Source organism: Geobacillus zalihae NBRC 101842 (assembly GCF_001544135.1).
Taxonomy (GTDB): Bacteria; Bacillota; Bacilli; order Bacillales; family Anoxybacillaceae; genus Geobacillus; species Geobacillus zalihae.
In genome coordinates, this window is sequence record NZ_BCPV01000027.1 from 17874 (window position 1) to 32651 (window position 14778).

A 14778-nucleotide genomic window follows, 5' to 3' on the forward strand; every position below is an offset into this window, starting at 1 on the left:
ACGCGCGCATGGCGCTTCCGGCTATTTCGCCTGCTCAACCGCTTTCTTTTTCTTCTCCGCCTTTTCACGCTCGCTTTTATTCAAGATTTTTTTGCGCAACCGGATCGAGGCTGGCGTCACTTCACAATATTCATCATCATTCAAATACTCGAGCGCTTCTTCAAGCGTCAACAGACGCGGCTTTTTCATCGTCACCGTCTGTTCTTTCGTCGATGAACGCATGTTGGTGACATGTTTTTCGCGGCAAATGTTGACGACCAGGTCGTTTTCGCGGTTATGCTCGCCGACGATCATCCCTTCGTACACCTCAGTGCCCGGCTCAACAAAAATGGTGCCGCGATCCTCAAGTTGCATAATGCTGTAAGCCGTCGCCTTTCCGGTTTCCATCGAGACGAGCACCCCTTGGCGGCGGCCGCCGATTGCGCCAGGCTGCACGGGGGCATAATGGTCAAACGAATGGTTTAAAATTCCATATCCGCGCGTCAACGACATAAATTCACTCCGATAGCCGATCAAGCCACGCGACGGCACAAGGAAGACGAGACGCACTTGCCCGTTGTCGCCGTGCACCATATCGACGAGCTCGCCCTTGCGGCTGCCGAGCGACTCCATGATCGCTCCCGTATATTCCTCCGGGATGTCCATGACGACCCGCTCGATCGGCTCGCACGTGACACCGTCAATCTCTTTTAGAATGACTTCCGGCTTCGATACTTGCAGTTCGTATCCTTCGCGGCGCATGCTTTCAATCAAAATCGCCAAATGAAGCTCCCCGCGGCCGGAGACAATCCACGCATCCGGCGACTCGGTCGGCTCAACGCGCAGACTGACATCCGTCTCCAGCTGGGTGCGAAGCCGCTCCTCCAGCTTTCTCGCCGTCACGTATTTGCCTTCGCGCCCCGCAAACGGGCTGTTGTTGACGAGAAACGTCATTTTGAGCGTCGGCTCATCGATGCGAAGCGGCGGCAGCGGCTCTTGATGATCGGGCGGGCAAACCGTTTCACCGACATTGATGTCCTCCATCCCGGCGACCGCGACGATGTCGCCAGCGTGCGCTTCTTCAATCTCAATCCGCTTCAACCCAATAAAACCAAACAGCTTCGTGACACGAAACATCTTGACGGCACCGTCGCGCTTTAAAAGAGCGACTTGCTGGCCTGTTTTCATCGTGCCGCGGAAAATGCGGCCGATGCCGATGCGTCCGACATATTCATTATAGTCGAGCAACGCCACTTGAAACTGCAACGGTTCGTTGCGGTTGTCCGCCGGCGCCGGAATATGCTCGATGATCGTCTCAAACAAGGCGGTCATGTCACCGTCCTGGCGATCCGGATCGAGGCTTGCCGTCCCGCGCAGCGCCGATGTGTACACGACTGGAAACTCGAGCTGCTCCTCAGAAGCACCAAGTTCGATAAACAGGTCGAGCACCTCATCAACGACTTCCGCCGGCCGAGCAAATTCGCGGTCGATTTTGTTGACGACGACGGTCGGCACAAGCTGCTGCTCAAGCGCCTTTTTCAGCACAAACCGCGTCTGCGGCATGCAACCTTCATACGCATCGACGACAAGCAAGACGCCGTCGACAAGGCGCATGATCCGCTCCACTTCCCCCCCGAAATCAGCGTGTCCCGGCGTATCCAAAATGTTGATGCGCGTTCCTTTATACAAGACAGCCGTGTTTTTGGCCAAAATCGTAATGCCGCGCTCCCGCTCCAGATCGTTGCGGTCAAGCGCCCGCTCCGCGACTTGTTCGTTTTCGCGGAACGTCCCTGACTGCCGAAGCAGCTGATCAACGAGCGTCGTTTTCCCATGGTCGACGTGAGCGATGATCGCGATATTGCGGAGATCGATTCGTTTGTTCGTCAATGTCGGTCACTCCTGTTCGGCAAACTGCTTGTCTATTATATCACAACCGATAGAAAATCGGCATGTTTTCCTGTACACTAGAAAAAGACGCCCACTTTGCCAGAAAGGAGTCAACCCAGTCAACTACCCCCACTTCGCGAACGCTTGAAGTGGGGGCTTGCCACTCCCCAGAAGTGCAAACGGACTTCGTCCTCCTTCCTTGACTTGGGGTTGCATCAGGGGGCAGGTTGACGACTGCCCAACGACGCAGGTCATGCCTGCATCGTTGCCGATTCTCTCGGTGTGTCTGTTGGCAGTACTTGGCTTCCACACACAACAGACGGACCTACGCTCGATGTTTTACGTTGCAACGTTTCCTGCAACCAACTCCATACATCGAGTAGCAGCTATTGGAGTGCCTTTATTGAACGGTTTTCTCCACGCCTTTATTCTATCATATACAAAAGAAAGGGGGAACGCGCATTCCTCTCCCACTTACTCCCTTTGGTCGTTGAAGTGGGAGTCTCCTGCGCGAAATAGGATGAAACGGATCGAGCCTGTACCGCTGTTGCTCGCCATTCTTGCCGTCGCCGCCATCATGGCGATCGGCGTCTTCATCGCCGAGCAAAGTTTGATCGGCATCGCCGCTTCCACGGTCATCTTGATCGCCGCCATGGGCGCCGGGTTCGCCCATAAAAAACGGACGCGTTGAAAAACGGGACAAGCTGGATGCTTGTCCCGTTTTCGCGATTTCGCGCCTCATCAATCGTGAAGATAGCGCCGCAAAATTTCTTCGTGCACCCCAGGTTTCGCAGCAAGCACCGAATTGCGGCCAAGCAGATCCAGCGGCTTCCCGTCAAGGGTCGTCACCATTCCGCCCGCTTCTTCAATCAAAATCATCCCGCCGGCGAAATCCCACGGCGACAGGCGCGGCGAAATGTAGGCGTCCAAACGGCCGGCGGCAACATACGCGAGCTCAAGCGCCGCTGAACCATACGAGCGCGTGCCGCGCGCCTCTTTCGCCAGCCTCATGAGCGGGCGATGGTCGAGGCGCTTGTTTTCCATGAGCCATGTCCCGTTGATGGCGATGATCGACTCCGCCACTGGCGCGGGCTGCAGGAGGCCGAGCGGCTCCCCGTTCAAAAACACCCCCCGCCCTTTTTGCGCCGCATACAGTTCGTCAAACACGACGTCATACACGTAGCCGAGCTGCCCGATGCCATCTTCAAAAATGCCGATCGATACAGCAAAATGGCGCCGCTGATGAACGAAATTCATCGTGCCGTCGATCGGGTCAATCACCCAAACAACGCCGTCCAAGGCATCGATCCGGTCGCCAAATCCTTCTTCCCCCAACAGGCGGTGGCTAGGGAACTGGCGACGGATGTGCTCGGCGAAAAACTGCTCAATGGCGCGGTCAACATTCGTCACTAAGTCGTTCGGGTTCTCTTTCGCTTCCACCGTCAGCTGTTTGGCAAACGAGGCGCGGATGCGCTTTCCTGCTTCGTCGATCCATTGCCGGGCGTATCGGTCGATTTCTTCCCATTTTTCTGCCATATTGATTCCTCCTGCCTTCGGTTATGTATAGATCGCAACCGGAACGGGGGCGGATGCGGCTCAAGAAAAAAACGAACCGGAAAGATGGTTCGCCTTGAATCAGAATCATACTTGAAGGCGCATCAGTTCTTGGCGCAGCTTTTCAAGCCGCCGTTTGCACTCTTTTTTCTTTTCTTCATCGTTTTCCATCATGGCCTCGTACAGCGTCGCTAATTCGTAATCGAGTTCGAGCCGCAACACCGCCATGCGTTTGTCTCCATCTGGTCGCTTCAGCGAATTGGCGGTTTTTTTCATATTCGTCCGCACCCCTTTCTCGATCATCCGCTAAACTTCCGGCGCCCGTCACGAATGTGCTGCTTCATTTTGTTTTATATTATATTATGTGGAAAAAGGGGTGTATGCAACTAATTTGTGCGTTTACCTACCGCGCTTCCGTTGTGGCTCGAATGATACCACAGCGATAATCCAAGGGGAACTATGACCATCAATGATTTCTTGTGTTGACCAGTCGTAGGAAAATGGATAGGAATAACCCATTGTTCCACCTCCACCGTTAGTTTGCCCAACGGCGCCGAATTTGTTCCGCCTCTTCCATCATGCGGGCAAACAACTCAGCGACGGACGGAACGTCGTGAATGAGCCCGATCGCCTGCCCGGCCCAAGCGAATCCTTCGTCCACCTTTCCTTCGTAAATGAAGCGCCGGTTCGCTTCTCCGCTAATATATTCTTTTAAATCATCATACGTACCGCCTTGGCGCTCGATTTCCAATATTTTTTCCGCCCAGGCGTTGGCCAGCACCCGCCCTGGCGCCCCGAGCGACCGTTTAATGATGACCGTATCGTTTTCGGTGGCGTTGAGAATCATTTCTTTATATGCGGGATGAGCATGAACGCATTCTTTCGTGGCGATAAACCGCGTTCCCATCTCAATCCCTTCCGCTCCAAGCGCCAATGCCGCCATCAACCCGCGTCCATCGGCGATGCCGCCCGAGGCGATGACCGGAATCGATACGGAGTCAACGACTTTCGGAATAAGGACGAACGTGCCAGTATCGTATTTGCCGAGATGCCCGCCCCCTTCCTGACCGACGACCATCACCGCATCAGCACCGAGCTCCTCTGCTTTCACTGCTTGGCGGACGGCGGCAACGAGCACGAGCTTTTTCACGTTCGTTCCTTTCAATTGTTCAAAAAACGGCGCTGGATTGCCGCCGGTGACCGAAACGACCGGCACCCCCTCATCAAGCGCTGCTTCAAGCATATGAGCAAACGGGCGGCCGTGCTGGCCAATGGCGAAATTGACGCCGAACGGCCGATCGGTTTTTTCCTTCACCTTGCGGATTTCCTCGCGCAGTTGCTCCGGTCCATCGAGCGACATCGCCGTAATTTGTCCGAGCCCACCGGCGTTCGAGACCGCTGCGGCCAAATCAGCGTACGCCAAGTAAGCGAGTCCCCCTTGAATGATCGGATATGTAATGCCGAGCAGCTCTGTCACCCTCGTTCTCCATTTCATTTCGATAACGCCCCCTTTTTGTTTTGTCTTTCTTTTATTTCTCTCTTGAACCGCTGTTTTCCTTTTTCAGCGTCCATTCAGTGTGAGTAAAATATTTGTGGGTGACATTCCGAAATGATCCCCGACGAGGGTTGCGAACTTTTGTTCGCGACGCTCGTCGGGGCCACCAAGCGAAGCGCGGTAGAAAAAAGCAAATGTCATGCAAAAAGGACTCTCTCCCTGCTATGATGGTGATTGTCAACATCAACCGAAAACAGGAGGGAGAGAGTCCATGAAACATCTTACCACAGAATGGCCTTTATTAAAAGAGCTGGAGGAACAATTCGTCAGAACTCTTCAAAAGGTGTTCGCTGTCTTGTTGGCGGCCCTTTTGGAGGAGATTGATCAACAACTGGCGGAAGCGCGGGACAAGCGCCGGTATCAGCTGAAAGACAAACGGCCGACCACGATCCAAACGCTGTTTGGAGAAGTGACGTTTCGACGGAACTACTACTATGATCGGCAGGCGGGGGCGTATACCTTCTTGCTGGATGCCGAACTGGGCTTTGATGGAGCGCAGTCGATCAGCCCTTGCCTCGAGGAAACGGCGGTCGAGTTGGCCGTAGAGTGCTCTTCCTACCGCAAAGCGGCCCGTACGTTGGAGTCGATCGTGGGGTATGCGGTCCTAAGCCACGAGGCGATTCGCCAACTGGTGCTGGAGGCCCCTGTCTCGCTGCACCACCCTGTTTCCCAACGGCACGGCCGAGTGCTGTTTGTGGAGGCGGATGGGCTGTTCATTTCCCGCCAGGGGAAAGGGAAACGGGCGAAAGAAGAGAAAATCCTGGCGATTCACGAGGGATGGAAACGAAACGGTTCGCAGCTCGAGCTCGTGAACCGGCGCCACTACCTCCATGAAGGGGCGGGAGACGTGTGGGAACGGTTTGAAGAGTGGCTGATGAACGAATATGCCTATGATCCGTGCCGGGACCTGTTGATCATCAACGGCGACGCGGCGTCGTGGATCACGGCCTGCCGGGAGTATTTTGGGAAGCGGGCGTGCTTTCAGCTGGATCGGTTCCATGTGGCGCGGGAGCTGCGTCAGTGTCTGTCCGGCCATCCGCGTTGGCGGGAGGTGCGGAAGAAGCTGGCGAAACAAGACGAAGAGGGGCTTCTCGTGGAGCTGAACAGCGCGGTCGGCACGTTGGAGGACGAAGGCAAAGAACAACAGCTGGCCGCCTTGATTCGCCGGATCGAGTCGATGCCGGGATGCATCCGGGACTATCGGGAGTGGCTGTCGGAGCAAGGGGTGGAGACGACCGGCATGCGTCCGATGGGCCACGCCGAGAGCGTGATGAGCCGGTTTGCGCATCGGGTGAAATCCCGCCGCAGCTGGAAAGACCAAGGGCTTCGGGCGTTTCTGAGGGCGATGGCAGCCCGAATCGACGGGATTTGGCGGAGAAATGGGCAGTTGGTGGAGGAAGAAGAGACCCGAACGGCAGCCTCGGCCTCGACGAAGTCCAAGCGGGTTGAACAGGCCAAACGGAAGGCAGGACGGTTGTGGGCAGATGTGGTGCGTCAGAATCTACCGTGTCTGCAGCGGTCATCCGGGACGCCGATCCATCAAGCGTTGTCGGCGCTTCGGGATTTTGGTTGGGTGTAAAAAAATGGAATACAATATCATCACCTCAAGATGAGGGATGAGAGTCCGAAAGCGCTTACGATATCAATTCCTGAAAATGGTTCGCTAACTAGTGATTGACAACGCCCGTAGTGAACCGAAAAAATGTTCTCCACAAAGTCTTGACTGACTCGTCCATTCATTTCTTCTTTGCAAACGGAAAAATCCATGCTATAATGCACTTGTTTTATCCTCGAGATAAAGAGGTGTGAAAAACCATTGTCGCAACTCGAGACACCATTGTTTACCGGTTTGTTGGAGCATATGAAAAAAAATCCGGTTCAATTTCACATTCCCGGCCATAAAAAAGGGGCCGGCATGGATCCGGAGTTTCGCGCTTTCATCGGAGACAACGCCTTGGCGATTGATTTAATCAACATCAGCCCGCTCGATGACTTGCACCATCCAAAAGGGATGATCAAACGGGCGCAGGAGCTCGCTGCCGAAGCGTTCGGCGCCGATTATACGTTTTTTTCCGTGCAAGGAACGAGCGGCGCCATCATGACGATGGTCATGTCGGTCGCCGGGCCGGGCGATAAAATCATCGTGCCGCGCAACGTCCATAAATCGGTCATGTCGGCCATTGTCTTTTCTGGAGCGACGCCGATTTTCATTCATCCCGAAATCGACAAGGAGCTTGGCATTTCCCATGGCATTACGCCGCAAGCAGTGGAAAAAGCGCTCCGCCAGCACCCGGACGCCAAAGGGGTGCTCGTCATCAACCCGACGTACTTTGGCATTGCCGGCGATTTGAAAAAAATCGTCGATATCGCCCACTCGTACAACGTTCCGGTGCTTGTCGACGAAGCGCACGGCGTGCACATTCATTTTCATGAGGACTTGCCGCTCTCAGCGATGCAAGCGGGCGCCGATATGGCGGCGACAAGCGTCCATAAGCTCGGCGGATCGCTGACGCAAAGCTCGATTTTGAATGTGCGCGAAGGACTCGTCTCCGCGAAACACGTGCAGGCGATTTTAAGCATGCTGACGACGACTTCAACGTCGTACTTGTTGCTCGCTTCGCTTGATGTCGCCCGCAAACAGTTGGCGACGAAAGGGCGTGAACTCATCGACAAAGCCATTCGACTCGCCGACTGGACGCGCCGGCAAATCAACGAGATTCCATATTTGTACTGCGTCGGCGAAGAGATTTTAGGCACGGAAGCAACGTACGACTACGATCCGACAAAGCTCATCATTTCGGTTAAAGAGCTCGGGCTGACCGGCCATGACGTCGAACGGTGGCTGCGCGAAACGTACAACATTGAAGTCGAGCTTTCCGATTTATACAACATTTTGTGCATCATCACCCCGGGCGATACCGAACGGGAGGCGAGCCTGCTCGTTGAAGCGCTCCGCCGCTTGTCGAAGCAGTTCAGCCATCAGGCAGAGAAAGGGATCAAGCCGAAAGTGCTCCTTCCGGACATCCCGGCGCTCGCCTTGACGCCGCGCGATGCGTTTTACGCCGAAACGGAAGTCGTGCCGTTTCACGAATCGGCCGGCCGAATCATCGCCGAATTTGTGATGGTGTATCCGCCTGGCATTCCAATTTTTATTCCAGGCGAAATCATCACGGAAGAAAACTTGAAGTATATTGAGACGAACTTGGCTGCCGGCCTCCCTGTCCAAGGGCCGGAAGACGACACGCTGCAGACGTTGCGTGTCATTAAGGAATATAAACCGATCCGCTGACCGCACAAGCCGGTTTGCCTGGCTTGTGCTTGTTTGCCAAAAATAAACGGCGCGCATGTGACTTGTCGACATGCGCGCCTCTATCCGTTCCTTTCCCCCATCGGTTTGACCGTTTTATTCTTTTTCTCCGCCCTCATGGTCATGCTCGCAGCAATCACATTTCCCATAAAGCGTCGTCACTTTTTCATCTTCGAAATACGCAATCGTCGCATCACACGTTTGACATACGATCGTGCCCATCCCCAAAACCCCTTTGTGATGATAAATTCGCTTGTTGATTTCATAATAATATATCACATTTAAATTGTCAATCCTAATTTGTATATCACATTTAATAAAAAAGAACTTTTTTGAAAACGCCCTTTTTCCATTTATTGTCCGCCAACATATGGTACAATAAGGATAAAGACGCAATGGAAATGGTGGGAGGGGAAGGAATGATGAACACCGATCTAAAGCTGCCTGCGGGGAAAACGATGACCATCGAGGACGTCAAACAGCTGCTCGAGCGCTACCAGATGGCGCTCAAAAAGACAGGGGAACAGCTTGGTTGGGCGTACGAACAGGCCGCTTTCCCGTATACGGTCCGCATACACGAATCCGTTCTCTACTTGCAAGGCGACGGCCGCTTGTACAAAGGGATGGCGATTTCCGTGCGAACAGCTGGAGAAGAGACATTCATTGACATCGCACTGCCGCCGGGGGCGACGCATGGGGATAAAGGGAAGGCCAATGAATTCAGCAAATGGCTGGCGAAAACACTCGGCGGTGAACTGCACTTGTTCAGCGGCCGGACAATGGTGTTTGGCAGCGCGTAAACAGCGGGCATTCGACCGCTGTTTTTTATTGAACGGCCTGCCAAATGACATGCTGACCGGCAAAGTACACCGCCGCCGTCCCAATCGTCGTCAGCGCCGCCTTGCGCGTCGCCAAGCCGAGCTGGCGGGCCAGCAAAAACGCGATGTACATAAAGATGCACAGCATCAGCCCGCGGAAAAACAGGCGGTCTCTTCCTGACAGCCACTCGATCAATGAGAAACTGCTCCAAATCATCATCTGCATCAAAAATGCAACGTAAGCTTTCATTTCAACTCCATCTCCCGCTTGTTCTTTACCATAACGATATGAAGCGAGAGCGGAAAATAGTATGGGAAATTGGACAAGAAATGGACCAGGCCGCTCCATTGGACAAAAGACTGTCGACCGGGCGCAGCAACAGGCGAACATACAGCTGCCGCCGCAGATTCATTTCTTTTCTGCCAATCATCTTGCTTCTGGATGATGTTCCCTGCTTATTGCACCGCAGGAAAAAGGTGCCCCGCTGTGTTTGGGGCACCTTCGTTTTCCGTTACTTCGCAATGATATGAATCGGCGTGCCAAGCGCCACTTCCGCCGCTTCCATGGCGATTTCGCCAAGCGTCGGGTGGGCATGGATCGTCAAGGCGATATCTTCCGCCGTCATGCCGGCTTCAATGGCCAGCCCAAGCTCAGCAATCATATCTGAGGCGTTCGGGCCGATGATTTGCGCTCCAATCACAACGCCGTCTTCTTTGCGGACGACAAGCTTCAGGAAACCGTCCGTATCGTTGAGTGACAGAGCGCGGCCGTTGGCGGCAAACGGGAATTTCGCCGTAATGACGTCGATGCCTTCCTCTTTCGCCTGTTGTTCAAAGTAGCCGACCGAGGCGCATTCCGGATCGGAGAAGACCACAGCCGGAATGGCGATGTAATCCACTACCGACGGATGGCCGGCGATGGCTTCCGCCGCCACTTTCCCTTCATACGACGCTTTATGAGCAAGCGCCGGGCCTGGAACGATGTCGCCGATGGCGAAAATGTTCGGCACGCTTGTCCGGCATTGTTGGTCCACTTCAATCAAGCCGCGGTTGTTCATTTTGATGCCGATTTGTTCAAGACCAAGTTCATCTGTATTCGGTCGGCGGCCAACCGTCACCAACACATAGTCGGCGTCGATCGTTTTCGTTTCGCCGTTCGCCTCATACGTGACCGTCACGCCGTCTGCACGCTCTTCGGCTCCTTTTGCGAGCGCATTCGTCACAACTTCGACCCCTTTGTTCTTCAGACGGCGCTTAATGATGGACACCATTTGCTTTTCAAAGCCGGATAAAATCTCACCGGCCCCTTCAAGAATCGTCACTTTCGCACCAAAATTGGCGTAAGCCGTACCGAGTTCGATGCCGATGTAGCCGCCGCCGATGACAACGAGCGATTTCGGGATTTCCCCGAGGTTGAGCGCACCGGTCGAGTCGAGAATGCGGCCGGAAAACTTGAAGTTCGGCAGCTCGATCGGACGCGAACCGGTGGCCAGAATCGCGTTTTTAAACGTATACGTCTGCGCGCTATCGCCGTTGACCACGCGCACCGTATTGGCGTCGACGAAGTACGCTTCCCCCTTGACGATGTCGACTTTGTTGCCTTTGAGAAGTCCTTCGACGCCGCCCGTCAATTTTTTGACGATGCTCGCTTTCCATTCTTGCACTTTCGAGAAATCAACCGTGACGTTTTCCGCCTTGATGCCCATCTCTTCGGAATGCTTCGCCTGCTCGTAGCGATGGCTTGCCGAGATAAGCGCCTTGGACGGGATGCAACCGACGTTTAAGCAGACGCCGCCCAAATTTCCTTTTTCCACAATCGTCACTTTTTGGCCGAGCTGTGCGGCGCGGATGGCGGCGACATAGCCGCCAGGGCCGGCGCCAACGACGAGCGTTTCTGTTTCAATTGCAAAATCGCCAACTACCATCGTTTTACGCCTCCATTAATAATAATTCTGGATCGCTTAACAGCTGCTTGATATGGTTGAGCGCTTTTTGCGCCGTCGCTCCGTCGATCATCCGATGGTCAAAGCTCAACGAGAGCGCCAAGACCGGAGCAGCGACAATTTCACCGTCGCGGACGATCGGTTTTTCGGCAATGCGGCCGATGCCAAGAATCGCCACTTCCGGATGGTTGATGACCGGCGTAAACCATTGCCCACCGGCTGAGCCGATGTTCGTGATCGTGCACGATGCGCCTTTCATTTCGTTTGGCATCAGTTTGCCTTCGCGCGCTTTTTCAGCGAGTTCGTTGATTTCCTTCGCCAGCGCGAAAATCGGCTTCCGGTCGGCATGTTTAATGACCGGCACGAGCAACCCTCGATCCGTATCAGCGGCGATGCCGATGTTGTAGTAATGCTTATGAATAATTTCCTCCGTCGCATCGTCGATCGACGTATTCAGCACCGGATATTCACGCAGCGCGGAAACAAGCGCTTTGACGACATACGGCAAGAACGTCAGCTTGATGCCTTTTTCCGCGGCAATGGCCTTGAATTTTTTTCGGTGAGCAACAAGCTTCGTCACATCGGCTTCGTCCATCAGCGTCACGTGCGGGGCCGTATGTTTCGAATGCACCATGGCCTTGGCGATCGCCCGACGGATGCCGCTCATTTTCTCGCGCGTTTCCGGGAATTCGCCTTCCGGCACAACCGGTTTCGCCGCTGGCGCTTGCGGCGCTGCCTTCTCTTCCGCCGCTTGCGGCGTCGGCTCAGCCGCGGCTTTCGCGCCGCCGGCGAGGAAGGCATCAATATCTTCTTTCAAAATGCGGCCGTTTTTCCCCGTGCCTTGGACGAGGCGGATATCGACGCCTTTTTCACGCGCATATTTGCGCACAGACGGCATCGCGATGACGCGGCGGTTCGGGTCGGCTTCCGCTTCGGCCGCCGGTGCGCTCGGAGCAGCGGTCTCAACCATTTCCTTTTTCGACACCGTTTCCGCTTTTTCCTCTTTTTTCACTTCTTCGTGTTCTTGTCCTTTAAACGTCATGTTTTCATAGCCCGGCGCATCGAGCGTAATGAGCGTTTGCCCGACCGTCGCCACCGTTCCTTCCGGGACGAGAATCTCAAGCACTTTCCCCTTGACAGGAGATGGGATCTCGACGACCGCTTTGTCGTTTTGCACTTCGCACAACACGTCGTCTTCGTTCACTTCATCGCCCGGCTTGACGAACCATTTGACGATCTCGCCTTCGTGAATGCCTTCGCCAATGTCCGGCAGCTTAAATTCAAATGCCACTGTAGGTCGACCTCCTATCGTTTGCCGAAAATGAGCGGGGGAAGGCGCTTCGCTCCCCCGGACTTGTCCAAATTAGAAGTTGATCACTTTTTTCGCCGTCTCGATCACGTCTTTAAAGTTCGGCAGCCACACCGATTCTGCTTGAGCGAACGGATAGACGGTATCCGGCGCGGCGACGCGCAATACAGGCGCCTCAAGGCTTAAAATCGCGCGCTCGTTAATTTCAGCAACGACGTTGGCGGCGATGCCGGCTTGCCGTTGCGCTTCTTGAACGACGATGGCGCGGCCCGTTTTTTCGACCGAACCAATGATCGTCTCAATATCGAGCGGCTGCACGGTGCGCAAGTCGACGACTTCGGCAGAAATGCCTTCTTTCTCTAATTCTGCCGCCGCCTTTAACGATTCATGCACCATGGCCCCGTACGCGATAATCGTAATGTCTTTCCCTTCACGCTTAATGTCTGCTTTGCCGATCGGAATTGTGTACTCTCCTTCCGGCACCTCTTGTCGGAACGAACGGTACAGTTTCAAATGCTCAAGGAAAATAACCGGGTCGTTGTCGCGGATCGCCGAGATGAGCAATCCTTTCGCATCATACGGCGTCGACGGGATGACGACTTTCAAGCCCGGCTGTTGGGCGACGAGTCCTTCTAAGCTGTCTGAGTGCAATTCTGGCGTATGGACGCCGCCCCCAAACGGCGAACGAATCGTAATCGGAACATGGTAGCGGCCGCCAGTGCGGTAGCGGATGCGCGCCATTTGTCCGCAAATCGCATCCATCGCCTCATAGACGAACCCGAAAAACTGAATTTCCGGCACCGGGCGAAACCCTTGCAAAGCCAAGCCGATCGCCAAACCGCCAATCCCCGATTCGGCCAGCGGCGTATCAAACACACGTTCTTCGCCAAACTCAGCTTGCAGCCCTTCGGTCACCCGGAATACGCCGCCGTTGACCCCAACGTCTTCGCCAAACACCAGCACGTTCGGATCGTTTCTCATCTCGATGCGCAGCGCATCGGTGATCGCTTGAACCATTGTCATTTGCGCCATGGCTTACTTCGACTCCTTCTCTTTATAAATTTCATACTGCTCTTTTAAGTTCGCCGGCAGCTCTTCGAACATGATGCTGATTAAGTCGGTCACTTTTTGTTTCGGCGTTTCGTCCGCTTTTTTGATCGCTTCCTTGATGTCCTCTTTCGCCTGCTCGATGACGCGGTTTTCTTCCTCTTCGCTCCATAAACCTTTCGCTTCTAAAAACTTGCGGAAGCGGACAAGCGGGTCTTTTTTCGCCCATTCGTTTTCGAGTTCTTTCGAACGATAGCGCGTCGGATCGTCGCCGGACATCGTGTGCGGACCGTAGCGGAAGCAAAGCGTTTCGATGAGCGTCGGCCCTTCGCCGTTAATGGCGCGTTCGCGGGCTGCTTTCACCGCGGCGTAGACCGCAAGCGGATCCATGCCGTCGACTTGAATGCCCGGAATGCCGGCAGCGACCGCTTTTTGCGCCAATGTTTTGGCGACCGTTTGCTTCTCCACTGGCGTCGAGATGGCAAAGCGGTTGTTTTGCACAACAAAGATGGCCGGTGCCTTAAACGCCCCCGCGAAGTTGATCCCTTCATAAAAGTCGCCTTGCGATGTGCCCCCATCGCCGGTATATGTAATGGCCACCGCCTTTTTGCCCCGCATTTTCAAACCGAGCGCCACGCCGGCCGCTTGAATGTATTGAGCCCCGATAATAATTTGCGGCGGCAAGACGTTGACGCCTTCAGGAATTTGATTGCCATGAAAGTGGCCGCGCGAGAACAAAAACGCTTGATAAAGCGGAAGCCCGTGCCAAATGATTTGCGGAACGTCGCGATATCCCGGCAAAATGAAATCTTCTTTCTCAAGCGCAAAATGGCTGGCGATTTGGCTCGCTTCTTGCCCGGCGGTCGGCGCGTAAAACCCGAGTCGGCCTTGGCGGTTCAACGAAATGGAGCGCTGGTCGAGGATGCGCGTATACACCATGCGGCGCATCAGCTCTTTCAGCTGCTCATCGCTTAACTCCGGCATCGCCTCTTCGTTGACGATTTCGCCTTCTTCATTCAAAATTTGAAACGTCGGAAACTGCTCGGCTACTTTCTCGAGCTGCTCCGCAAATCGAAACTGGGAGGTTTTCACACCCATGTCATCCACCTCTGCCTTTCATGAGAAATTTTAGAAATGAGAATACATTCACCCATATACTATTAATGTACCCAAAATGAAAGAGAAATAAAAAACGGCCGCCATCCGGCGCCAACGCAAGCAACAAAGGCGCCGAAATCTGTTTCACTATTTTTCAAGATTGAATTAGTACAATACGCATTTGCAAGTTTTAGTTTACACGTTCTTGGATCAACCGTCAACGACTTTGATTTCTCATGTTTTTTCGCTTTATCTTTTGGGTGAAATTGGAATTGGCAATA

Annotated in this window: 14 protein-coding genes; 4 read left to right on the forward strand and 10 right to left on the reverse strand. The window is 54.2% G+C overall.

All coding sequences use genetic code 11. The features are described from left to right. Window positions 1–21: 21 nt before the first annotated feature. Entirely contained in the window at window positions 22–1866 is a 1845-nt protein-coding gene (typA, locus tag GZ1_RS09205) for a translational GTPase TypA (RefSeq protein WP_060788365.1), read from the reverse strand. A gap of 520 nt (window positions 1867–2386) precedes the next feature. On the opposite strand from typA, the gene GZ1_RS19260 reads away from it, so the two are divergent. Beyond that, window positions 2387–2557 (forward strand): DUF5325 family protein, encoded by a 171-nt coding sequence (locus tag GZ1_RS19260; RefSeq protein WP_014195347.1) that lies wholly within the window; start codon window positions 2387–2389, stop codon window positions 2555–2557. Window positions 2558–2607: 50 nt separating this feature from the next. Here the strand turns inward: GZ1_RS19260 and GZ1_RS09210 are convergent, their stop codons facing one another. From GZ1_RS09210 to GZ1_RS09220, 3 genes are all read right to left on the reverse strand, one after another. After that, window positions 2608–3402, reverse strand: a complete 795-nt coding sequence (locus GZ1_RS09210; protein ID WP_013523314.1) for an inositol monophosphatase family protein — start codon at window positions 3400–3402, stop codon at window positions 2608–2610. A 105-nt stretch (window positions 3403–3507) separates the two neighbouring features. Beyond that, the gene (locus GZ1_RS09215) at window positions 3508–3696 is read right to left on the reverse strand and encodes a YkzI domain-containing protein (protein WP_011230567.1); all 189 of its coding nucleotides are present in this window, start codon (window positions 3694–3696) and stop codon (window positions 3508–3510) included. Window positions 3697–3955: 259 nt separating this feature from the next. Further along, on the reverse strand, window positions 3956–4915 hold the full coding sequence (locus GZ1_RS09220; RefSeq protein WP_015374337.1) for an NAD(P)H-dependent flavin oxidoreductase: 960 nt from the start codon (window positions 4913–4915) through the stop codon (window positions 3956–3958). Between the two features lie 271 nt (window positions 4916–5186). On the opposite strand from GZ1_RS09220, the gene GZ1_RS09225 reads away from it, so the two are divergent. Both GZ1_RS09225 and GZ1_RS09230 read left to right on the forward strand, forming a co-directional pair. Then, window positions 5187–6554, forward strand: a complete 1368-nt coding sequence (locus GZ1_RS09225; RefSeq protein WP_060788366.1) for an ISLre2-like element ISGsp3 family transposase — start codon at window positions 5187–5189, stop codon at window positions 6552–6554. 237 nt (window positions 6555–6791) lie between these two features. Further along, a complete protein-coding gene (locus GZ1_RS09230) occupies window positions 6792–8264 on the forward strand; it encodes an aminotransferase class I/II-fold pyridoxal phosphate-dependent enzyme (protein WP_011230565.1) in 1473 nt (490 codons plus the stop codon). A 114-nt stretch (window positions 8265–8378) separates the two neighbouring features. Here GZ1_RS09230 and GZ1_RS09235 read toward each other — a convergent pair whose 3' ends face one another. Next, window positions 8379–8504, reverse strand: a complete 126-nt coding sequence (locus tag GZ1_RS09235) for a GapA-binding peptide SR1P (RefSeq protein ID WP_025949695.1) — start codon at window positions 8502–8504, stop codon at window positions 8379–8381. 197 nt (window positions 8505–8701) lie between these two features. On the opposite strand from GZ1_RS09235, the gene GZ1_RS09240 reads away from it, so the two are divergent. After that, window positions 8702–9082 (forward strand): DUF1885 family protein, encoded by a 381-nt coding sequence (locus GZ1_RS09240; protein ID WP_013145895.1) that lies wholly within the window; start codon window positions 8702–8704, stop codon window positions 9080–9082. A gap of 25 nt (window positions 9083–9107) precedes the next feature. Here the strand turns inward: GZ1_RS09240 and GZ1_RS09245 are convergent, their stop codons facing one another. The 5 genes from GZ1_RS09245 to pdhA form a co-directional block, all read right to left on the reverse strand. Further along, the gene (locus GZ1_RS09245) at window positions 9108–9350 is read right to left on the reverse strand and encodes a hypothetical protein (RefSeq protein WP_011230562.1); all 243 of its coding nucleotides are present in this window, start codon (window positions 9348–9350) and stop codon (window positions 9108–9110) included. A gap of 262 nt (window positions 9351–9612) precedes the next feature. Continuing rightward, window positions 9613–11025, reverse strand: coding sequence for a dihydrolipoyl dehydrogenase (gene lpdA, locus GZ1_RS09250; RefSeq protein WP_060788367.1), 1413 nt, complete (start codon window positions 11023–11025; stop codon window positions 9613–9615). 4 nt (window positions 11026–11029) lie between these two features. Then, window positions 11030–12334 (reverse strand): dihydrolipoamide acetyltransferase family protein, encoded by a 1305-nt coding sequence (locus GZ1_RS09255; protein ID WP_013145897.1) that lies wholly within the window; start codon window positions 12332–12334, stop codon window positions 11030–11032. A gap of 72 nt (window positions 12335–12406) precedes the next feature. After that, window positions 12407–13384 carry a pyruvate dehydrogenase complex E1 component subunit beta gene (pdhB, locus tag GZ1_RS09260; RefSeq protein ID WP_011230559.1) on the reverse strand — a complete coding sequence of 326 codons (978 nt, stop codon included), beginning with the start codon at window positions 13382–13384 and terminating at the stop codon, window positions 12407–12409. Window positions 13385–13387: 3 nt separating this feature from the next. Beyond that, the gene (pdhA, locus tag GZ1_RS09265) at window positions 13388–14497 is read right to left on the reverse strand and encodes a pyruvate dehydrogenase (acetyl-transferring) E1 component subunit alpha (protein WP_013523311.1); all 1110 of its coding nucleotides are present in this window, start codon (window positions 14495–14497) and stop codon (window positions 13388–13390) included. Window positions 14498–14778: the final 281 nt, after the last annotated feature.